At 42.6% G+C, this 20,619-nt stretch carries 20 protein-coding genes and 1 riboswitch; of the genes, 12 read left to right on the top strand and 8 right to left on the bottom strand.

What is annotated here, in order from left to right; translation table 11 throughout:
* Position 1: 1 nt before the first annotated feature.
* From EL241_RS03455 to metX, 4 genes are all read left to right on the top strand, one after another.
* Positions 2 to 559, top strand: a complete 558-nt coding sequence (locus tag EL241_RS03455; RefSeq protein WP_036107878.1) for a biotin transporter BioY — start codon at positions 2 to 4, stop codon at positions 557 to 559.
* 63 nt (positions 560 to 622) lie between these two features.
* On the top strand, positions 623 to 1,312 hold the full coding sequence (locus EL241_RS03450) for a Crp/Fnr family transcriptional regulator (protein ID WP_036107880.1): 690 nt from the start codon (positions 623 to 625) through the stop codon (positions 1,310 to 1,312).
* Positions 1,313 to 1,428: 116 nt separating this feature from the next.
* Positions 1,429 to 2,931 carry a Rib/alpha-like domain-containing protein gene (locus EL241_RS03445; RefSeq protein WP_036107883.1) on the top strand — a complete coding sequence of 501 codons (1,503 nt, stop codon included), beginning with the start codon at positions 1,429 to 1,431 and terminating at the stop codon, positions 2,929 to 2,931.
* 56 nt (positions 2,932 to 2,987) lie between these two features.
* Positions 2,988 to 3,088, top strand: a riboswitch (SAM riboswitch).
* An 86-nt stretch (positions 3,089 to 3,174) separates the two neighbouring features.
* Positions 3,175 to 4,284: a homoserine O-acetyltransferase MetX gene (metX, locus tag EL241_RS03440; protein WP_036107886.1), complete on the top strand. Its 1,110-nt coding sequence runs from the start codon at positions 3,175 to 3,177 to the stop codon at positions 4,282 to 4,284.
* A 27-nt stretch (positions 4,285 to 4,311) separates the two neighbouring features.
* On the opposite strand, the gene EL241_RS03435 is transcribed toward metX, so the two are convergent.
* Both EL241_RS03435 and EL241_RS03430 read right to left on the bottom strand, forming a co-directional pair.
* A complete protein-coding gene (locus tag EL241_RS03435; protein ID WP_126320352.1) occupies positions 4,312 to 5,259 on the bottom strand; it encodes a class F sortase in 948 nt (315 codons plus the stop codon).
* Between the two features lie 12 nt (positions 5,260 to 5,271).
* Positions 5,272 to 6,618, bottom strand: coding sequence for a hypothetical protein (locus EL241_RS03430; protein WP_036107889.1), 1,347 nt, complete (start codon positions 6,616 to 6,618; stop codon positions 5,272 to 5,274).
* A 192-nt stretch (positions 6,619 to 6,810) separates the two neighbouring features.
* On the opposite strand from EL241_RS03430, the gene EL241_RS03425 reads away from it, so the two are divergent.
* Positions 6,811 to 7,368, top strand: coding sequence for an RNA polymerase sigma factor (locus EL241_RS03425; protein ID WP_003758028.1), 558 nt, complete (start codon positions 6,811 to 6,813; stop codon positions 7,366 to 7,368).
* The gene (locus tag EL241_RS03420) at positions 7,361 to 8,089 is read left to right on the top strand and encodes an anti-sigma factor (RefSeq protein ID WP_036107892.1); all 729 of its coding nucleotides are present in this window, start codon (positions 7,361 to 7,363) and stop codon (positions 8,087 to 8,089) included. The genes EL241_RS03425 and EL241_RS03420 overlap by 8 nt, the downstream gene beginning before the upstream one ends.
* A 101-nt stretch (positions 8,090 to 8,190) precedes the next feature.
* Here EL241_RS03420 and EL241_RS03415 read toward each other — a convergent pair whose 3' ends face one another.
* A complete protein-coding gene (locus tag EL241_RS03415) occupies positions 8,191 to 8,991 on the bottom strand; it encodes a formate/nitrite transporter family protein (RefSeq protein ID WP_036108044.1) in 801 nt (266 codons plus the stop codon).
* A gap of 220 nt (positions 8,992 to 9,211) precedes the next feature.
* Here EL241_RS03415 and EL241_RS03410 point away from each other — a divergent pair, with 220 nt between their 5' ends.
* Entirely contained in the window at positions 9,212 to 10,090 is an 879-nt protein-coding gene (locus EL241_RS03410) for an SDR family oxidoreductase (protein WP_126320351.1), read from the top strand.
* A gap of 17 nt (positions 10,091 to 10,107) precedes the next feature.
* Positions 10,108 to 10,524, top strand: a complete 417-nt coding sequence (locus EL241_RS03405; RefSeq protein ID WP_003758021.1) for a DUF2188 domain-containing protein — start codon at positions 10,108 to 10,110, stop codon at positions 10,522 to 10,524.
* 24 nt (positions 10,525 to 10,548) lie between these two features.
* Here the strand turns inward: EL241_RS03405 and EL241_RS03400 are convergent, their stop codons facing one another.
* The 3 genes from EL241_RS03400 to secA2 all read right to left on the bottom strand — a co-directional run bounded on the left by EL241_RS03400 (position 10,549) and on the right by secA2 (position 14,861).
* Positions 10,549 to 11,208 (bottom strand): N-acetylmannosamine-6-phosphate 2-epimerase, encoded by a 660-nt coding sequence (locus EL241_RS03400; RefSeq protein ID WP_036107897.1) that lies wholly within the window; start codon positions 11,206 to 11,208, stop codon positions 10,549 to 10,551.
* A gap of 62 nt (positions 11,209 to 11,270) precedes the next feature.
* Complete coding sequence (locus EL241_RS03395; RefSeq protein ID WP_126320350.1) at positions 11,271 to 12,461, bottom strand: AI-2E family transporter; 1,191 nt, start codon at positions 12,459 to 12,461, stop codon at positions 11,271 to 11,273.
* A 75-nt stretch (positions 12,462 to 12,536) separates the two neighbouring features.
* Positions 12,537 to 14,861, bottom strand: coding sequence for an accessory Sec system translocase SecA2 (secA2, locus tag EL241_RS03390; RefSeq protein WP_036107900.1), 2,325 nt, complete (start codon positions 14,859 to 14,861; stop codon positions 12,537 to 12,539).
* Positions 14,862 to 15,300: 439 nt separating this feature from the next.
* On the opposite strand from secA2, the gene EL241_RS03385 reads away from it, so the two are divergent.
* Together EL241_RS03385 and EL241_RS03380 are read left to right on the top strand one after the other, a co-directional pair.
* On the top strand, positions 15,301 to 16,842 hold the full coding sequence (locus EL241_RS03385; protein ID WP_036107903.1) for a LysM peptidoglycan-binding domain-containing protein: 1,542 nt from the start codon (positions 15,301 to 15,303) through the stop codon (positions 16,840 to 16,842).
* A gap of 72 nt (positions 16,843 to 16,914) precedes the next feature.
* On the top strand, positions 16,915 to 18,102 hold the full coding sequence (locus EL241_RS03380) for a class I SAM-dependent rRNA methyltransferase (RefSeq protein WP_126320349.1): 1,188 nt from the start codon (positions 16,915 to 16,917) through the stop codon (positions 18,100 to 18,102).
* Positions 18,103 to 18,313: 211 nt separating this feature from the next.
* Here EL241_RS03380 and EL241_RS03375 read toward each other — a convergent pair whose 3' ends face one another.
* Positions 18,314 to 18,520 (bottom strand): YdbC family protein, encoded by a 207-nt coding sequence (locus tag EL241_RS03375; protein WP_003758007.1) that lies wholly within the window; start codon positions 18,518 to 18,520, stop codon positions 18,314 to 18,316.
* Between the two features lie 128 nt (positions 18,521 to 18,648).
* Here EL241_RS03375 and EL241_RS03370 point away from each other — a divergent pair, with 128 nt between their 5' ends.
* Positions 18,649 to 19,359, top strand: coding sequence for a threonine/serine exporter family protein (locus EL241_RS03370; protein ID WP_052009289.1), 711 nt, complete (start codon positions 18,649 to 18,651; stop codon positions 19,357 to 19,359).
* Between the two features lie 12 nt (positions 19,360 to 19,371).
* On the top strand, positions 19,372 to 19,824 hold the full coding sequence (locus EL241_RS03365) for a threonine/serine exporter family protein (RefSeq protein ID WP_003758004.1): 453 nt from the start codon (positions 19,372 to 19,374) through the stop codon (positions 19,822 to 19,824).
* A 53-nt stretch (positions 19,825 to 19,877) separates the two neighbouring features.
* Here the strand turns inward: EL241_RS03365 and EL241_RS03360 are convergent, their stop codons facing one another.
* The gene (locus EL241_RS03360; protein WP_036107913.1) at positions 19,878 to 20,606 is read right to left on the bottom strand and encodes a GntR family transcriptional regulator; all 729 of its coding nucleotides are present in this window, start codon (positions 20,604 to 20,606) and stop codon (positions 19,878 to 19,880) included.
* Positions 20,607 to 20,619: the final 13 nt, after the last annotated feature.

Below are 20,619 nucleotides of genomic sequence, written 5' to 3'. Positions count from 1 at the left end.
TATGCGGAATCAAAAATTACAGCTACTCATTATCAATAGTTTATTTGCGGTCATCATCGCTATCTTGGCGCAGATCACCATTCCACTCGGCATCATCCCATTTACAGGACAAACGCTTGCTGTTGGGTTAGCTGCTACGATTCTAGGTTGGAAAAATGGTACGATCGCTATTCTTTTTTATATTTTTCTAGGCGCGATCGGCTTACCGGTTTTTCAAGGAGCAACATCGGGAGTCGGTGTTCTGCTCAGTCCAACAGGCGGTTTCCTGATCGGTTTCATCTTTAATGCAGCGATTACCGGCTATATGATCGAAAAAACAAATTTCCGTCCGATTCCGGCAGCGATCGCTAATGTGATCGGCGCATTCGTGACTCTAGTTTTCGGCACTTTCTGGCTGGCTTTTCAAGCACATTTAACCCTGCATCAAGCGTTTTTAGGTGGTTTTATTCCTTTTATCATTCCGGGAATAGTAAAAGCTGTCCTAGCCTCCTATCTCGGCTTGTTAATTCGAAACCGCTTGGTAAAAGCCAAATTGTTACCTACTGCACTTTTAAAATAGTTCCTAAATAGCCGATTCTCCTTTATAATGAATTTGTATCATAAAAAAAGGGGACTCGGTTTTATGCTATTCAAAAAAAATAAAGCGCTTGCTTCTAGCAGCCTGCTGGATCTATTGCGCATTTCTAATGACACTAAGCTGCCTTACGAAAGACTGCAGTTTAAGCGCAATCAAGTAATGATCGAAGAAAATCGGTCCAACGATACCTTGTATATTTTGATCGAAGGTGTTGCCGTAGCTTATCAATCTACTAGCAAAGAAGACAGTATCCTGTATTTCTGCGGAAAAAATGAGTTGATCGGTTTCTTACAACCGGAAATCGACAATCAGACATTATTCGGCTTCCGAGCCATCAGCGATGTGATCGTTTATAAATTCGATCATTCCTACTTACTGGAACGCATCAATGCCACTGCTGAACCAGTTCGCCTCATTCAGCAGCTATATATCGCTAATACGGAAGCTTTGTTGTGGCGCGAACAGCTACTTCACCTTCCTACCGATAAACGCATCCTTGCAGCCCTACTTGCGATCGGCGAAAAGTTTGGACGCACAGAACCAGACGGCTCGTATTTGATTCCATATTATTTCACTCAGAAAATTCTTGGGAGCTATTTACATATCGCTCGCACCTATGTAGCCATTAATCTGCAAAAGTTAGAAAAAGAGGGTATCCTTACGCTTTCCCCAAAACCATGGCAAATATACAAACCGGAAGAGCAGCAACTATTATTAAATGAATATTTTGCTTAGCTTGCCAACTTTTTGTCAAAAATCCGCCATTTTTCCCACTCCCTATTACTTATTCACTTATTATTTATAGCGGCAACATTGCTATTCTATAAAAAACATATAAAAGGAGCAAAAGAATGACAACAACGATCAAGAAATCACTTATTTGTTGGCTTGCTGTGCTTTTACTAATTTGTCTAAGCATCCCAAGCCATGTTTCGGCAGCTGCACCACTTGAAGGGCAAAAGATTGTCCATCCAAAAACGGCAGTAAGTTTCTCTACAGGACAAGTACCAACTCCACAAGACTTTGTTGCTCTTTCCGAACAGGAAACAATAGAAAAAGTCCACTTTAAAGGCGACGTGCCAGATACGGCAACAGCAGGAATGCATACTGCAACGCTAGTAGTGAACTATCAAGATGGTAGTCTGGAAACAATCACCGTTCCTTATAAAGTGGTTGCGATCCAGACGACAAATGTAACAGCCAAGCAAGATCTCCACTTCAAGCAAGGAGAAAAAACACCAGCAGCATCGGCGTTTATTACTGCGGAAGATCCTTCTAAGGTAAAATCCGCGGATTTCAAATCCGGAGCCGTACCTGATTTCACAACTGCTGGTCAAAAAACGATAGCGATCACGGTTGTATTTGCCGATGATACGTCCACAGAACTGCAAGTAAGCTATACGGTCACAGCGGTGCCACTCGCTCATCCAAAAACGGCACTTCGATTCCCAATCGGGAAAAAATTAGCAACAAGTGATCTACTTACAGCTGAATCCGGCGTTGCCCTTCGTGTCATAAAGGGACAGCTTTCTACTAGCAAAGTCGGTACTTTTTCTACAACAATCGAAGCTAAAAAAGGAGACCGCACCGAAACTTTTACAGTCAGCTACCAAGTAATCGATACCGAAAAACCACTTATCCAACCGAAAAAAGATCAACTTTTTGTATTCGACAAAGGTACTACCATCAAGCCACAAGATCTAGTGACAGCTACAGATAACAGCGGCAAGGTTTCACTTACTTTCAAAAAAGGATGGGCACCAAAACCGAATCAACTGGGCGATCAGCTTGTAAGAGTAGTGGCTACTGATCCAGCAGGGAATTTTTCCGATATCGAAATAGCCATTATGATCTGGAATGATGTACCAACTTTAAAAACACCAAAGCTCGATTTTTCCAAAACAACGGATCTCAAACTCGTTGGCACTGCCGATCCTCACACGCTAGTGTTTATTTTGGACGGATATAGCGAACTGATCGGGTCTACCTATGCGGATAAAAACGGCCATTTCGCACTTGAACTTGAAACAGCGCTTCCTGAAGGGATGATCGTCTCTTTGACTGCGACAGATGAAGCGGGAAATTATAGCGGTATGAGTACCTACTTCTATGATGAGGAGGAAGAGGATTATACGGATCACGAAGATGGCGGACCGGATGGCGATGACCTGCAAGTTATCATCACGAGCCAGCGGGAAAGCGGCTTAGACAACCAAAACAATACCCTCGTGCTTCGCTCTGCTCGTGTCAAAAAACTGCCTAAAACTGGCGATTCGTTTCCAGCAGCTTCAGCCGGCGGACTGCTAATTCTTTCAGCAGCCTATCTCTTGCTTCGGAAACCCAATATGCGCTGAGGACACCTTGACAATCCTTGCAATTAAGCGTAGTATAAAACTAATTTTATAACTATTTCTTATCTAGAAAGGTGGAGGGACTGGCCCTTTGAAGCCTTAGCAACCGGAATCTTAATTTACGGTGCTAATTCCAGCAGTATTTACTGAAAGATAAGTCGCGTTTATTCCATTAAAATCAACTCTAGCGACTTGTTCTCGCTAGAGTTTTTTTATTAAATCACGCATTAAAAGGGAGTGTTCGGAGTGTATTTAGAGCAAAAAGAGCTATTTGCCCACCATCCATTTATCTTAGAAAATGGGGAGCGGCTTGGTCCGATCACGATCGGTTATGAAACATATGGTACTTTGTCCCCTGAACGGGATAATTGTATTTTGCTGGAACATGCGCTTACCGGTACGGCACACGCAGCTAAACATGATGAAGCAGATACGCCTGGCTGGTGGGATCCGTATATTGGACCGGGCAAAACAGTTGATACGAATAAATATTTTGTTGTCTGTACCAATGTGTTTGGCGGCTGTAGTGGGACGACTGGTCCCTCCTCTATCAATCCACAAACAGGAGAGGCCTTTCGTCTTGAATTTCCAGGCTTTAGTGTAAAAGATATTATCAAAGTACAAAGAGAGTTGTTAGAAGAACTACATATAACGAAGCTAAAAGCAGTCATTGGTGGTTCAATGGGTGGTATGCAGGCAACACAATGGGCGATCGATTATCCGGAAATAACAGAGAGTATCATCAACATCGCCTCTCCCCTCGCTTGCGGTCCTGATGCAATCGGCTATAATCTGATCATGCGTATGGCGATCCTGAATGACCCTGATTTCAACGGTGGAAACTATGTCGGGCAACCAGAAGGCGGACTTGCCACAGCCCGAATGATCGGCATGATGACGTACCGGACAAGCGAATTGTTTTCCAAACGCTTTGAACGCTTTACTGTGGCGGAATCTTCCCCGCGAGCTTTTTCCAAAGAGCATTTCCAGATCGAGTCTTACTTGCAGTATCAGGGCGACAGTTTTGTGGAACGCTTTGATGCTAACAGCTATCTTTATCTGACCAAAGCGATCGATCTTTTCGATGTCACATCAGCAGCAGAAAATGAACGGCCACCATTTTCCGATATTTCCATTCCCTACTTATTGATTGGTATTACGACGGACCAACTGTTTCGCATCCATGATATCCGCAGACACTATCGCCTTTTAAAAGAGTGGCATGTTCCTGTCCACTATCACGAAATTGCTTCGGAATATGGACATGATGCTTTTTTAGTCGAAGAAGAAAAAGAAAAATTCGCGCCTGTCATTCAGCATTTTTTAGAAACAAAAACATTATCGACAATGCTATAAAAAAGCTGTCCTGATGGACAGCTTTTTTTATCGTACCAAAGCCAGCACCGATTCCTCTAAATCGTAATTGACTGCGGTAACACCATATTTTTCGTGTGATTTTGATTTGATCATAACGCTTTTTCTCTCGTGAGAAGCGACTTTGGCGATTCGCTTTTTTGTCCCTGTCTTGGTGTCTATTGCATATACATTGTAACCTACGACGGCTGCTTCCGGTGTGGAATGCCAGCTCAATGTCTGACCGCTTTTTTCAAGGTGGGTCGGGGCAACTGGTTTTTGCAAATGTTCTTGCCCGGAGTCATTCGTTAATTCTGCTGAAACTACCAGACGATCGATATGAGTTCGGCGCTTATGGTCAAAGGTTCCGGTGCAGGTAATCAAGTTAAGCATCGGCTTTGTATTGCTGCCAAAGATTTCAGATACTGGAGCTTTTTCTGCTAAATAACTTTTTTTCGTGCGAACAGTAAATGTCAGTTTGCGCTTGTTTTTATCATAGAGGTAAATATTGTCGCCAGGCTGTAGTTCTTTCAAATAAAAAAATACGGCTGGTCCTTTTTTACTGTCTACATGACCTGCGATCACTGCATTCCCATTGCTACCGGGATGTGTACCCGGCGAATACCATCCTGTTTCGACTGTATTCGCTGGTACTTCCATTTCCCCGTTTTTTGCTTCTCCAACGGTCTTCACAGCAGCCTTTGCTTGGATTGCAGGGATCTCGATTCGTGTTGGTTCGATTCCCTGCTGATTGTTTCTCTGACGGTTTTGGATCGTTTCGATTTCAGCTTGTTTGCTTTTCAAAACGGGAAAGCCGGCGATTCGGTTGACCACACTGCCGGATTCTTTTGGACGGTCATGAACTACCTTGATCTGCTGCTTACTTGCCTCGCTAAAAATGCCAAACGGCTTTAGCCAAATCGTTAACCCAATGATGAGTACTGCTGTGAAAATGAATGTTAGAGAAAGCTTTTTCATCCGTGAACACCTCTATTTGTTGCTTTTTACTTGACGGAAAGTGATAAATCCAGCAATGGCTAGGATAAGGGCTGTAAGAGCTACCCAGATCGTTGTCATCATGGAAGTATTATTTTCTGCGCCGCCCATTCCTGTATTCGGCATTTTAGTTGGGGCATTGTCCATAAATTTATCTGGATGCTGCATAACGATCGCATTACTTAACGCTTTACCGATGTCGAATGTTTGTGCAAATCCTTCACGCCATGTCTTGTAGCTTGCTGCATAGTTTCCTTGATTGCCTTGTTCAAATGCCATGGTTACTAATTTTTCGTGCTGCATGATGCCTTCATAAGCTGCTTGTTTCGGTAATTTATTGTCTGTAGCCGTGGACAAGAATGTCGAAAACTCATCTGCAAAATCTTTTGTCAATCTCATTTTCGCTTTATCTTCACCATTTTTGTTATCCGCTGCTGTCGCGCTAGCCAAGTCGGCTTGGGCAGCGATGTGATTTTTATTCCATACGTCACCGAATTGTTTAGAAGCATCATTACCATAAACGGAACCAATCGCTGTTTTTAAGCCTTCTGTATTTTGATCTTGTGCCCAATTGACAAAGTCATAATCCGGAGAGCCTTTTGTTCCTTCGTTCAAACTACGGACAGCAAGTGCATAATGTTGACTGATCAGCATATTCAAACCGGAACGTAAGTCAGCTGCTTTTGTATCCGCTTTTGTATTATCAAATTTTTCCGGTTTTTGTGTGGTGATTGCTGTGCTTAGCGCTTTGGAAACTCCAAAGATTTGTTCATATCCTTTTAGGAAATCTTCGTTGTATTTTTTATAATCTTTATCTACATACGCATCAAATGCTTGTTGTACGTCATTTTCATGTTCGCGAAGAGCTTGTTTTGCTGCCTTTTCAGGAAGTTTTCCTTCTGTCGCTGTATCTAAAAATTTAGCCATATCGTTAACAAATTTGTCGACTTCTTTATTTGCCTTATTTTGTGCTTGTTTGTCGCCATCTTTCACCGCTTGAGCATAATCGTCCGTTGCCATATTATGCGGGGCGAAAATCGCTTCAAATTGTTTGGCGCCATCTTCTCCATAGATATCAGCGATCGCCGGCTCCATGTCTTTTGCATTTTGGTCTAACGCTTTAGCAGCTTCTTTTGCCCCTTTGTCGCCGTCATAAGTTTTGACCATGGTATCGATCGCCAGCGTATAATGTTCCGAAAGCAAGTTGTCCAGTCCAGAACGTAATTCTGATGCCTTCGTTTCTACAGTCGGTTTCTCCGCTGCACTAACGTTTGCAGTCGCCATCGGTGTAAGTACAAGTGACAATCCAATAATTGGTGCAAGCAATCCTTTTAAATTCATTTTTTCCACTCCTTTTGATTTTGTCTACATAGAGCTAACGAATGAAAAATGGAAACGGATCACTTTTTTTAAAAAATTTTTTTTATGAAATAATACATCTTTTTTTGTTGTTTTTTCGTAAGCTATTATAGAAATACTTTTCCCGAGGATTATGTTATTCTTAGATGAGGTCACAGATAAGGGGGAATACCAATGTCTGACGTGGATATCATCTTGTACGAACAAGTAGAGGATGGCCAGCGGGAAGCACTAGAAGCACTTTATGACAAGTATCATAAGCTTATTTTCTCATTTGCTTATCGAATGGTTAAAAATAAAGAACTTGCAGAAGAGATCGTGCAAGAAGTCTTCATTAAGATCTGGACAAAAAAAGGATTATACCAAGCAGAGAAAGGCAAATTTTCTTCTTGGCTCCTTACGATCACACGTAATTTATCGATCGACCTGATCCGCAAACAAAAAGAAGTCCCCTATGAATTACAGGAAGAACGTGAAAAAGTTCCGGATGGGCAACCCTTACCGGAAGACTTAACGATCTGGAAAGAAAAACGAGCAGAAATAAATCAAGCGCTCGCCGAATTAAAAGAAAATCAGCAGCAGATCATCCAATTATTTTATTTCCAGAGCTGTACGCAGGTACAGATCGCGACTAAGCTGGATATTCCGCTCGGCACCGTAAAAGGAAGGCTGCGGCTCGCTTTAAAGCATCTAAAAGACATAATGGTGGAAAGGAGGAAATACGATGAATAAACAACAAGCAGAAGAAAAATTGATCGACTATTTAAATGGCTCGCTGACAGAATCAGAAGCGTGGCAACTGGAAGAAGCATTGCAACAGTTTCCCAGTCTGCAAGAAGAATTAGACGAACTAAATGCCTTAATGGCTGATTTGCCGTATTCCTCTGAACCTGTTTCCCCAAATGATGGTATGAAGGAACGCATATTGGAGAATGTATTCAAAACTGACGAAACAAGTTCTCCTGCTGTAGAAGAACCGACTGTGATCGTCCATAAAAAGAAACGGAATTGGATTATCCCTTCATTAGTAGCCGTCTTAGCACTTTCACTGATCGGCAATATCATTTTTTATCAAACACTCCAAGACCAAAAGCCAGCTACCCAGACCGCAACTGATACCAAGCGTGTGAAGATCTCTAAGGATCTCCAAGTTGCGAAAAATGCGCAGGGCCAAGCCATTGCCACTGTCATTCATGAAAAGAATAGCGACAAGCTTGTTATAGAAGCAAGCGATCTTAAAAAGCTTTCCGACAAAGAGCGCTACCAAGTCTGGCTGCTGAAAGACGGTAAACCAAAACGAGCCGGCACTTTCATTGCCAATAAAGACGGTAGTGGTGGCGCCGTGCATGCGATCGCGAAAACAGACAGTTATGATACTGTGGCGATCACTGTAGAACCTGATGAAAACAGTAAGACACCGAAAGGTCCGATTATTTTAAGTGCCAAACTTTAATCCACATAAAATAAATAAAAAGCTGGGAAAGATGATCCCCAGCTTTTTGATGTTCTTATTTTGTCCTGTCAGATCCGAGCTTGCTCCAAGCTGGGACTTTTTTAATCTTTATAAATCGATTCTGTCCGGTTCAGCCATGCATAAAGCAAGCCGATAACGACTCCCCCGCCGACAAAGTTTCCTAAGAAGGCAAGTACTAGATTCTGGACGACATTTCCAACTGTCATAGCTGCCATTGTTCCATGAGAAGCAAAGAAGGCAAGCGAGAACGATGAAAAGTTGGCGATAACGTGCTCAAATCCTAAGAATGCAAAGATGAAAATAATAAAGATCATGCTGATAACTTTACCAGCGTCATCTTTCATCCGTAATGTACAAAGAACAGCAGTATTCACGACGATATTGGCGAAAATACCTTCTACAAAAATTTGAACCGGTGTTTTTTCTAATTTCCCGGCCACGGCTGTAAATAAAAAGTGATCGGGTGGTAAATTATGAAATGCTGATGTGAGGGAAACCAAGTAGCCGGCGATAATCCCGCCAACCAAGTTGAAACCTACACATAATAATAAGATTTTAAGTGCCTTACTCGGACGCACGATTTTTTGATAAACACCTGTTGTCATATACATCATATTCGATGTACCTAATTCTGCATTCATATAGATGATCATTACGAGCGACCAACTAAACATAAATGCATAAGTGATTTTCCCGAGACCGGGTGCAAAATGATCTACTTTATCCCCTATCATAACAGCCACTGCTGTTCCAAGTGTTAGGAATAAACAAGCTAGCATCGCGCGTAAAATATAACGAAAAATACTATTATTAACTAAATCCACTTTCTTACGCGTACTATAATCGATCTTTTGCATTAACGGACTGTTTTCTGCATCCACAACTTTCATCTCCAACTGAAAAAATTTTAGCCACCTTTTCGGCTTGTTCATTGTATCACGAAATCTATTCATTGAAAACAGTTTTCATAGATTTTTTTCAATCAAACGCTTTCAAATCATATTGTGCTAATTCCCTGTCCTATGGCTATTCAAACCCAATGTTTTTGATTTTGTTCAGAGGGAAAAAGATAATTAATATTGCGATAGAAAGGATGGTTAGATGTCAGACAAAAAAACAGGAAATGTCGAAACACAAACCCCAAAAGAAGGTTATTTGATTGATGACGAATCGAAAAACGTCCATCCGGCTCCGAAAATCGTAAGCGATGATTATAAACCTGCGGATAAACTCCATGATAAAGTCGCGATCGTGACCGGTGGTGACAGTGGAATCGGTGCTAGTACAGCACTTTATTTTGCTAAAGAAGGGGCGGATATCGTTTTCACCTATTATGATGAAGAGGAAGATGCTGCACGGATGGTCGATTTGATTGAGGCAGAAGGTCGCCAAGTCGTTTCCATCAAAGGCGATGTCGGGGAGGAATCCTTTGCCGAGGAAGTTGTGAAAACGACGGTTGCTAAATTCGGCAAGATCGATATTTTAGTCAATGTAGCTGGGGAACAGCATGTCCAAGAACATCTTACAGACATCACCGCAGCACAACTCGATCGTACGTTTAGAACCAATATATTTAGTAACTTCTACTTTATAAAAGCTGCTCTTCCCCATTTGACGACGGGAGCATCTATTATCAATACTGCTTCCATTACTGCTTACCAAGGAAGTCCGGCGTTGCTTGATTATTCTTCGACTAAAGGCGCGATCGTCAGCTTTACTCGTTCCCTTTCGCAAAATCAAGACCTGTTAGATAGGAAAATCCGAGTAAATGCCGTCGCGCCAGGTCCGATCTGGACACCGCTTATCCCGGCGACGTTTACCGAAGAACAGCTGGAAAATTGGGGCGATACCGTTCCATTAGGACGTTCTGGTGAAGCTTATGAACTTGCACCGGCATATGTTTACCTTGCTTCCAGTGATTCTAGTTATGTAAGTGGGCAAACCATTCACGTCAATGGCGGCACTGTCATTAACGGCTAACGAAAGGAGGACAAAAAATGCCTTGGACAATGGATGATTATCCAGATTCATGGAAAAACCTGGATAAATTAGAACGAAAAAAAGCGATCGATATCGGAAATGCATTATTGAAAGAAGGTTACAAAGATAGCCGAGCGATCCCGATCGCAACTGAGCAAGCTAAAGAATGGTACAAGCATGCTTCTGCTAGCGAAAAAGAAGATCTAAAATCAAAACATGTCACTCAGCATTCCAAAGACTCTGATTCCAGCGGAGCGGATACCGTCGATAAGCCGGTACATGTCCGCTACAAAGAGGATCATTGGGAAGTGAAATCTGAAGGTGCCAAACAAGCAAGCCATACTTTCGATACGAAGGAAGCAGCAAAAAAACGTGCTGAAAAAATTGCCGATAACCGTGGTACCAAAGTGATCGTGCATAAAAAAGAAGAGTAAGCAGCTGCTTACTCTTCTTTTTGCTTAAAAATCCGTAAATCGTTTTGCGATCTCTTGTGGCCTTGTAATTGCTGAACCTACCACAACAGAATATGCTCCTCTTTTATATGCTTCTACCACTTCTGCTGGCTCTGTAATATGTCCTTCGCAGATAATAGGGATCGAGATAGTATTACGCAATTGTTCGAGCAGTTCAAAGTCAGGGCGCGGACGTGTTTTGGTATAAGGAGTATAACCGGATAATGTAGTCGATACGCAATCAAATCCGACTTTTTCGGCCGCTATCCCTTCTTCTACATTCGAAATATCCGCCATTGCTAATTTATTTCCTTCGTGGATCTTGGCAACTAGTTCGCGTGTCGTTTCTCCGCCCGGCCGTTTTCGGTCTGTCGCATCTAATGCGATCATTTCAATATTGGTTTCTAGTAATGCCTCTACTTCCTTTGACGTCGCTGTGATATAAATCTCGGAGTCCGGATAATCGTGTTTGATAATACCGACGATCGGCAAATCAACATGTTTGCGTATCTCTTCAATATCAGCCACGCTATTCGCACGAATACCAGCTGCTCCGCCCTGTGCGACTGCCAGCGCCATTCTTCCCATAATGAAGGAACTGTGGAGCGGTTCGTTTTCCAACGCCTGGCAGGAGATGATCACTTTTCCTTTTACCTGTTCAAGCATAATCTTCCCCCCAATAAAAAACACTCCTTGCAGAAAAATGTAACAGCAAGAAGTGTTTTTGTCTATTCTTTTGGTTTATTTTGTTCTTGTGTTTCTCCCGGTTCTACTGGCGGATATTGACTTTCCGGTTGAACACCGTATAGTCCAGAGATCCGTTTGAACCAGTCAAAAGTATGCATGACCACGACGCGAAGTACCGCGTAACCTGGTACAGCGAAGATGACGCCAAGGACACCGAAAAGATTTCCGGCAACCAAGATGACAAATAGAATCGTGATTGGATGTACTTTTAGGGATTTACCCATGATTTGTGGTGAAATAAATTTACCTTCCAGTAATTGTACCAATACCCAGACAACGACTAGCTTGAGCAAGAGCCAAGGCGATACGACGATTGCAATGATGATCGCTGGCGTGATTGCGATTGCTGGTCCTAAGTAAGGAACAACGCTTGTGAAAGCCGCGATGATCGCAAGTGTCAGACCGTATGGTAACCCAATGATCAAGTAGCCGATATAAAGCAAGATACCAATACAGAAGCTGACGATGATTTGACCACGGATATAAGAACTGATTTGATGGTTTGCTTCTTTTAAAACTTGTCTGCTGTGTGCTCGTGCATTAACAGGAAGCAATTTTAAAATAAATTCCGGCAGTTTTTTGCCGTCTTTCAATAAGTAGAACAAGACAAATGGTGTCGTAACGATCGCCAAAACAACTTCGGTAACTGTACCGACAAAGCTGCCGATACCATCGATCGCGCTATTGACAAAGCCTGTTCCTTTCGAAGAGATCGTTTTTGTGATCTCACTTAAATTGGAATTCAAGCGCTCTCTGATTTGATCAAATAAGCCTGTTTTCGAAAAGTTATCGAGCTCATTCGTAAGCGTATCCCAATAATCCGGGAACTTATTCAGTAAGCTGGCAATTTGATCTTTCACTGCCGGTACGACAAAGCTGAAGAGTACGATCAACGCCCCGATAATAACGAGATAGAGCAGACCGATCGACCAGCCGCGTTTCCATTTATGTTTTTCCAGCCAATCTACCACTGGATTGAATAGGTAGTACAGGATTCCCGCTAAAATGATCGGCGCAGCGACCGTTTTTAAAATAACCCCTACCGGCTTGAAAATAAACGATATTTTTGTGAGAAGTAAAATATCTAACGCAACGATCAGAAAGATAAGTAATGCCAATACAAACTTATTCTCTATAAAGAATTGCTTAAACTTGGATAATTGATTTTTCATCTATTCACCTTCATTCCTTTTTATATATTCTTGAGTTACCCTTATTCTACCTAAAAAACATGGCACTGTCTAACCTTATCCCATTACCAACCCATCTGGTTCCAGTTCCAGCAAAGCATGTGCGAAATAAAAATGATACTCGGATTGGAATTTTTTAAACAATTCGCCGCCTTCTTTTTGATACATCACAAGCGGATCTTGCTGCGCGTAAGCACGCAGATGGATCCCTTCGCGTAACTGTACCATCTCATCTAAGTGCATGACCCACATTTGATCCATGAGATTTAGATAGACTTCTTTCTCGATCGCACTCATGGTTTCGGCAGGGATTTTTTCGCGTTGTCCTTTATGCCAGTTGATCAATTTTTCAATCACGACATCTGGATCTTCACGTTTGATTTCTTCCATAGACATAGGGAAGGAAGTTCCTGCTAAAAATTCTTCCTGACGTTTATAGGCTTCCTCCATGGTTTGCTCGTCGCCTGTTACTTTGAAAGTTTGTTCCGCGATCTCCCGCAAGATTTTTTCAGAAGATACGCCAAGCTTTTGACGCTGCAGTAATTCATTCCGCTCTTGATAAACCATTTTTCGTTGAAGGTCAATGACTTCATCGTAGGAGAGCAGCTCTTTCCGCAGATCATAATTGGCGCCTTCTAGACGTTTTTGCGCCTCGTATACATAAGTATGCAACCGCAGTTTGTTAACTGGTTTGCCTGTCCGCGGTGCCCGTCGCAACAATTTTTCCCGCAGCTTTATCCAGCGTTTGCTATCATAATCCGCCAACAGGTCATCCTCCAGAGAGATCATAAACTTACTAAAGCCAAGGTCCCCCCGTCTGCCGGCACGTCCCATCAGCTGCAGATCGATCCGCCTACTTTCATGACGTTCTGTACCGATGACGGCTAATCCCCCCAGCTGATGGGCATCTTCATCTAATTTGATGTCCGTCCCACGTCCAGCCATATTTGTCGCTAAGGTCACCATACCTCGTTTACCCGCTTTCGCAATAATCTCGGCTTCCTGGGCATGGTTTTTAGCATTCAGCACTTGATGCGGAATATTGGCATCGGTGAGCAAGCCGCTGATCCATTCATTATTTTTGATTGAGGATGTTCCTATCAAAGTAGGCTGACCCTTATCATGACGCCACGAAACTTCGTAGATGATCGCCCGGCCTTTTTCTTTTTGCGTATAGAAAATGTCATCAGGCATATCTTGCCGGTTGACTTTTAAATTGGTAGGGATCACCACGACGTCCATGCCGTAGATCTCTTTAAATTCTTCTTCTTCCGTCTTTGCCGTCCCCGTCATACCAGAAAGCTTTTTGTACATCCGGAAGTAGTTTTGGATCGTGATCGTTGCCAGTGTTCGCGATTCCTCTTTGACAGCAGCACCTTCTTTTGCTTCGATTGCTTGATGTAGGCCGTCATTGAAGCGACGTCCCGGCAATGCTCTGCCTGTATGCGGATCAATGATCAGCACTTCATCATCGAGCACGACATAATCCTTATCTTTCTGCATCAAAAAGTGCGCACGCAATGCCAGCATCGTAATCCGCAGAAAATTTTGCGCTTCTTCTAAATATAGCGACTCAACTTGCCAAAAGCGTTGGGCTTTCTCAATTCCGGCATCATTCAGCCAAACAAATCGTTTTTGCTCATCGATCTCATAATCATCTTTCAGCATACTTTGGACGAGTAACTCAGCATCTTGGTACAAGGAAAGATCTTCTTCTTTTTTATCTGAGATCAAAAGCGGCGTTCTTGCTTCATCAATAAGAATTGAATCTGCTTCATCGATCAACACAAAATCTAGTCCTGACTGAACTTTATCTTCCCAAGCACGGACCATGTTATCACGTAGATAGTCAAAGCCAAACTCTGCCGCGGTGCCATAAATGACATCTGCTGTATAAATGGCTTTTTTCTGAAATTTATCTAGCTGCGCTTCGTTCAGTGCAACGGATACACCTAAATATTCCAAGACCTGTCCGATCTCCTCGCGGTCCCGTTTCGCCAGATATTCATTTGCGGTGATCAAGTGCACACGATTGCCGCGAATAACCTCGATATACATCACAAAAAGCGAAACAAGCGTTTTACCTTCCCCGGTTTTCATTTCCGCTACTTTACCGTCGCCTAGTACAAGAGCTCCGATCAATTGAACAGTAACCGCTTCTAAACCGGTGATCCGTCTTGCAGCTTCTCGAGCAAGTGCAAAAATATTGATCTTATCTCGTTCTGTCATTTCTTTTGTTTTAAATTTTTCACGCCAAATGGCCGTTTGTTCTTTTAATTCCGCTTGGTCCATATTGTGATACAGACCTTCTTTTTTCACAATTTTCCGAGCGACTTCACGGTAAGCTCGGACGATTCGTTTGTCATTAAAACTTTGTTCCATTCTTATCGGCCTCCATCTTCCCTCATTATACAATAGATAAAAGAGTTAGAACAAATTCTTTTTTCCACAGTAATAATTTTCTCATTACTGTGGAAACGGTAAATATAATATTACAATTAGATTAAATTTATCCACCAGATAATTAGAAATTTTCTAATAAAAAGAAAATTTATATGTGATTTAGTTTACATTATCCTCTGTAAATGGCAAATTTATACTATTCCGCGCCTTAGGAAACACACGTTCTACTTCTGTTTATTACAACAAAGTTACAAATAACAATGATTTAAAAAGTAATTTTATTTGCTTTTGTAATAGACACATTGTCTTTTGAATTTAAAGTCTGTAAAATGGATATTAATCAAGCAAATCTGTTGAACTCATTCATTGATATAATCGGAATTTTAAAACTGAAATATAGAAAGGGGTCACATTTAATATGAAAAAAGCAACGATCGTTTCCGCTGCTGCTGGAATAGCTGTCACAGCATTCGCTGCTCCATCGGTTGTCTCAGCAAATACAGTGGTTGTCGCATCTGGTGATACACTTTGGGGGATCGCTTCCAAAACTGGTACTACCGTTGACCAACTAAAACAACTCAATAAACTTGACTCTGATAGAATCGTACCGGGACAAAAATTAACAATCAAAGAAGTAGCTGCTCAAAAAGTAGAAAAATCTGTTAGTGCAACATGGCTGAATGTTCGTCATGCTCCTGACGCAAATGAAAAAATACTTACTTCCCTAAAAGGCGGTACAGTTGTCAAAGTAGAAAGTTCTGAAGCTAATGGTTGGAACAAGATCTCTTTTGACAATGGTAAAACTGGTTATGTAAACGGAAAATACTTATCTGACGCAAAAGTCGCTGCTCCTGTCGTTACGAAAGCAGTGACCCACAAAGCAGAAGCAAAAGTCGCTGCTACTTCGACACACGCAGTTAAAGTGGATACGAACGCTTCTACTTACAAAGTAAAAAGCGGTGATACAATCTGGGCTTTATCTGTCAAATATGGCGTTCCTGTTCAAAAATTGATCGAATGGAATAATCTTTCTTCTTCTTCGATCTATGTTGGTCAAACGATCGCAGTAAAAGAAGCGGCTGCTAAAGCTGCTCCAACAACTGTAAAACAAGCCGCTCCTGCTAAAGTCGCTCCGAAACAAGAAGTGAAGCAAACAGCACCGGCTAAACAAGAACAAGCAAAACCAGCTGCTAAAGAAACAGTGAAACCAGCTGTTTCCAAGCCAAAAGCAGCTACACCAGCCCCTACAGCGAAACCAGCTGTAGAGCAAAAAGCAAGTACACCTGCAGTTGACACAAACGCTGCTACTTATAAAGTACAAAATGGTGATTCCCTTGGGAAAATCGCTTCCTTATTCAAAGTTTCAGTAGCTGATCTAACAAACTGGAACAACTTGAATGCAACCAGCACGATCTATGCTGGTCAAGAATTGAGCGTAAAAGCCAGTGCTGCAAAACCAAAACCAGCTGCTCCTGCGAAACCAGCAGTTTCTAAACCTGCTACCAGCACACCAGCTAAAGTAACACCAACTAATACAACAAATAACAGCACGCCAACAACAAATGTAAACAACAATACTTCGCAGTCTAGCAGTGCAAGCTTCTCTGCATTATATGCAGAAGCTAAAAAACACTTAGGCAAACCTTATACTTGGGGAGCTAGAGGCCCAAGCACATTTGACTGCTCTGGTTTCACTAGCTATGTTTTCAATCAAGTAGGTCTTAGCCTTTCTGGAAACTCTGCAACACAATATGCAAACTCTACAAAGATCTCTGAATCGCAAGCACAACCAGGCGACTTGGTATTCTTTAACTACGGCAGCGGCATCGCCCACGTTGGTATCTACATCGGCGGCGGACAAATGATCGATGCACAAGATAACGGCGTTTCTATCGATAATATCCATGGAAATGGTTGGGGACAATATCTAGTTGGCTTCGGTCGCGTAGCTAATTTCTAATAACGACTAATCACTAAGACCTGTAGGCGAAACAGCTTACAGGTCTTTTATTTGAATAGAAAGAGTGATAACATGGCAAAAACGTATACGATCCTTGCAGAAAATCAGCAGATCGCCAAAAAATACCGAGGCGGCTATCCCCTGATCCAAGCAGATAACTTTAAAAATTGGCCGCAGCAGATCGAAGAAGGCGCGGTATTGATACTAGCAGATCCTGGCCAAACATTTATCGCAAAGGGCTATTATGGCAAACAAAACAAAGGCGATGGCTGGGTGTTTTCTCAAAGAGAGACTGAACAATTGGACGAGACCTTTTTCACAGCTCGCTGGAAAAACGCTTTGCAAAAACGCCAAGCGCTCTTTGCAGATGAAACTACCACAGCATTTCGTTTATTTAATGGTGAAGGCGACCATTTTGGCGGATTAACGGTCGATTATTATGATGGTTATCTCCTTTTCCAATGGTATAGTGCCGGCGTCTATACCTATAAAGAAGCGATCATCCAAAGCTGGTTGCAGTTTGATTTTGTCAAAGGTATCTATGAGAAAAGACGCTTTGATAATACGCAGCAAGAAGATTTCGTTGCAGGAGAGCAAGCGGATTTTCCGATTATGATCCAAGAAAACGGTATTTCCTATGCAACTTATTTAAACGATGGTTGGATGACCGGTATTTTTCTTGATCAGCGCCAAGTAAGGCAGCGGATCACAGACGCGTATGCGAACAATAAGCGCGTTTTAAATACCTTCTCCTATACCGGTGCTTTTTCCGTTGCAGCGGTCATGGGCGGTGCTTCTGCTACTACAAGTGTTGACGTTGCCGGACGCAGCCGAGCTAAAACACAAGAACAGTTTGAAGCGAATGGGATTGACCCTACTTCGCAAACGATCATCGTGGAAGATGTTTTTCAGTACTTCAAATATGCAGGACGTAAACAACTCGAGTTTGATCTGGTCGTCATCGATCCACCTAGTTTTGCACGCACAAAAAAGTTGACTTTCCGAGTTGCCAAGGACTACCCGAATTTGCTGAAAGAAACGATCGCGATCACTGCTGAAAAAGGGCACATCATCGCTTCGACTAATTATGCGGGTTATGGAATGACCGCTTTTAAAAAAGTAGTCGCAGAAGCCTTTGCAAATACAGGCCGAAGCTACCGTATTGTGGAGAGCTACACACTCCCTCCTGACTTTGCAGTCGATAAGGCATTTCCAGAAGGCAACTATTTAAAAGTTTTATTTATTGCATTGGACATATAAAAAAGACAGCAATCTAGCTGTCTCAGACTGAAGAAAAACACCATTTCAATCATTTCCTAGCTATTCCCAGCTTGGCGAAAAATGATTAGATTCTAGGCAAAGTCGAGTACCGAAGCGGAGCGTACTTAAGTACGTGAGCATCGAAACGCAGACTTTAACGACGAAGATGAGCGTTTTTCGCCAAGCTGAGACAGCAATCTAGCTGTCTTTTTTATAATAACTCCTTTAGCGCTTGCGCCTCTTCTTCCGTTAGGGTGATTCCTTTTCCCATTTTCTCATGATCCTCCGACCAATCACGGATATCATACTTCGGCTCTCTGCCATTCCAGCTAACTTTATTCAACTCTTTGCGCCAACCGCGGGCATTTTCAGAAAGCACACCGACTTCTTCTACGATCTCATATTCGATATTTGCCATTTATAATTGGTCTCCTTTCTTTTTTTCCTATAAATATAGTATCATAAATATAATATGGATTCAGCACACAGACAGAAAGGTGGCTTCTAAAATTGGATAAGCAAGACTATTTACTGGAAACCTGTTTGATGGCAGGCAAGATCATGATGGAAAGTGGCGCAGAAATGTATCGCGTGGAAGATACGATGATCCGGATCGCGGATACGGCCAGTAAAAAGCGCGGTATCAGTTTTGTGACGCCTACTGGTATTTTCATGTCGCTGGAAGGTGAACAGAATATCCAGCTTAAACAGATACCGGCGCGAACGATCAATTTGGAAAAAGTAGCGATGGTCAATGAGCTTTCCCGTTCTTTCGCTTCTAATGTGTTGACGCTTCAAGAGCTGTATCAGCAGCTGATGGCGCTAGATGACGAAACCAAGCACTTCCCTGTTTGGTTGCAGATCGCAGCCGGCAGCCTCGTGAGTGGGACGCTGATGATCATTTTCGGCGGCGCTTGGTATGATTTTATTGCGACTTGTTTGATCGGTGGACTTGGCTATGCGATCTATTATTATGCTAATTTATGGGTCAAAGTCAAATTCATGGCCGAGTTTCTTGCTTCCTTTGCCATTGGACTGTTTGCGGTCTTAGCTGTCCATCTGAATTTGGGTATTCATTTAAGTACGATGATAATCGGTAGTTTGATGCCACTCGTTCCCGGGGTCCCGATCACCAACGCTGTCCGCGATTTGCTCGCCGGTCATCTGCTGAGCGGAATGGCGCGCGGTACAGAAGCATTGCTGACCTCTTGTGCCATCGGGATCGGTATTGCTGTCATCTTTCGATTTTTCTTATAAAGGAGGAGTTTTATGTTTGCTACGATCTTGATCCACATCATCTGTAGTTACTTGGCAACGGTCGCCTTTGCTATCATTACGAATGTCCCGCGGAAAACGCTAAATGCTTGTGGCTGGACAGGAGCAACGGGCTGGATGGCTTTCTGGCTCTTCCAAAACTTCCACTTGGGTGTAGGCGCTGCCTCGATGGCAGGAGCTTTTGTGGTAGCCGTCTGTAGTCATTTTTTCGCGAAGTATAAAAAAATGCCGATCACGATTTTTAATATTCCCGGCCTTGTCCCGCTTGTTCCCGGTGGACTCGCTTATCAAGCTGTGCGTAATTTTGTGCTTGGCGATTATATCGAAGCGATCGGTTTTACGGTTCAAGTTGGTGTCGTGGCAGGTGCGATCGCAGCAGGCATCATGCTATCCGAAATATTCAACCATAGTATCCGCCGCTTTCGGGAAAATAAAGAACAAATCTAAAAAACACACGCTCTCTTCCGCATGTCAGCGGCTTGATCAGCGTGTGTTTTATGTTAGTGTCTGGAAATGTTGACAGTGGTAAAGACAAATTTATCATACCGATGGCGGGCTAATGAATATTCAAAAGCTGTGCCATTATTTAAGTAAACCGTTTGCTCTACTTCAAGCACCGGCTCTTCTTTCGTACAGTGCAAATATTCCCAATCGAGTTCGCCTGATTTATCAGCGCGGATCTGTTTGTAAGAACTTGCTAGCTTCAAATGTAGCTCTTCTTGGATGTACTTGTAGATCGAGCCTTCTAATACAGACTGGTTGATCCCGGGGATCACTGTCACAGGCATATATGTCTGTTCCAATACATAGGGCTCGTCCGCTACGCTGCGGATCCGTAAAATATCGTAAATTGGCGTTTCACGTTCGATATTGAGCCGTTCCGCAATCTTTTCGGTTGGAAAAATAACTTCAAATTTAATGACATTACTCGTCACACCTTTATCGTCTAACAGCTTTGTAAAGCCATTCAATTCTTGATTATGGATCGTCAGCCGTTCTGCGTCAAGTGCCGATTTGATGATGAAAGTACCATGTCCTCGTTTTCGATAAAGAAAGCCTTCAAGGACAAGTACCTCGAGCGCTTTTTTCATTGTCATTCGACTACAGCCGAATTCCAGGGCGAGCGTCATTTCATCTGGTATCGGTTTATCTAACGGATACTTGAGATTCAAAATGCGGCTTCGCATTTCTTCTGCGATAAAACTATACTTCGTTTGATTTTGCGCCACAATACTCCTCCTC

Origin of the sequence: Listeria grayi (genome assembly GCF_900638015.1) — a bacterium.
GTDB lineage: Bacteria > Bacillota > Bacilli > Lactobacillales > Listeriaceae > Listeria > Listeria grayi.
The sequence above is the reverse complement of the archived record's forward strand: the minus strand, read 5'-3'. Positions and strand labels throughout refer to the sequence as shown.

Coding starts and splice junctions, on each gene's coding strand:
- EL241_RS03450 (WP_036107880.1), top strand. CDS start 623: ATGCTATTCAAAAAAAATAAAGCGCTTGCTTCTAGCAGCCTGCTGGAT.
- EL241_RS03455 (WP_036107878.1), top strand. CDS start 2: ATGCGGAATCAAAAATTACAGCTACTCATTATCAATAGTTTATTTGCG.
- EL241_RS03370 (WP_052009289.1), top strand. CDS start 18,649: ATGGCAGGCAAGATCATGATGGAAAGTGGCGCAGAAATGTATCGCGTG.
- EL241_RS03435 (WP_126320352.1), bottom strand. CDS start 5,259: ATGAAAAAGCTTTCTCTAACATTCATTTTCACAGCAGTACTCATCATT.
- secA2 (WP_036107900.1), bottom strand. CDS start 14,861: ATGGAACAAAGTTTTAATGACAAACGAATCGTCCGAGCTTACCGTGAA.
- EL241_RS03365 (WP_003758004.1), top strand. CDS start 19,372: ATGTTTGCTACGATCTTGATCCACATCATCTGTAGTTACTTGGCAACG.
- EL241_RS03420 (WP_036107892.1), top strand. CDS start 7,361: ATGAATAAACAACAAGCAGAAGAAAAATTGATCGACTATTTAAATGGC.
- EL241_RS03375 (WP_003758007.1), bottom strand. CDS start 18,520: ATGGCAAATATCGAATATGAGATCGTAGAAGAAGTCGGTGTGCTTTCT.
- EL241_RS03400 (WP_036107897.1), bottom strand. CDS start 11,208: ATGCTTGAACAGGTAAAAGGAAAAGTGATCATCTCCTGCCAGGCGTTG.
- EL241_RS03425 (WP_003758028.1), top strand. CDS start 6,811: ATGTCTGACGTGGATATCATCTTGTACGAACAAGTAGAGGATGGCCAG.
- EL241_RS03430 (WP_036107889.1), bottom strand. CDS start 6,618: ATGAATTTAAAAGGATTGCTTGCACCAATTATTGGATTGTCACTTGTA.
- EL241_RS03410 (WP_126320351.1), top strand. CDS start 9,212: ATGTCAGACAAAAAAACAGGAAATGTCGAAACACAAACCCCAAAAGAA.
- EL241_RS03380 (WP_126320349.1), top strand. CDS start 16,915: ATGGCAAAAACGTATACGATCCTTGCAGAAAATCAGCAGATCGCCAAA.
- EL241_RS03405 (WP_003758021.1), top strand. CDS start 10,108: ATGCCTTGGACAATGGATGATTATCCAGATTCATGGAAAAACCTGGAT.
- EL241_RS03445 (WP_036107883.1), top strand. CDS start 1,429: ATGACAACAACGATCAAGAAATCACTTATTTGTTGGCTTGCTGTGCTT.
- EL241_RS03395 (WP_126320350.1), bottom strand. CDS start 12,461: ATGAAAAATCAATTATCCAAGTTTAAGCAATTCTTTATAGAGAATAAG.
- EL241_RS03385 (WP_036107903.1), top strand. CDS start 15,301: ATGAAAAAAGCAACGATCGTTTCCGCTGCTGCTGGAATAGCTGTCACA.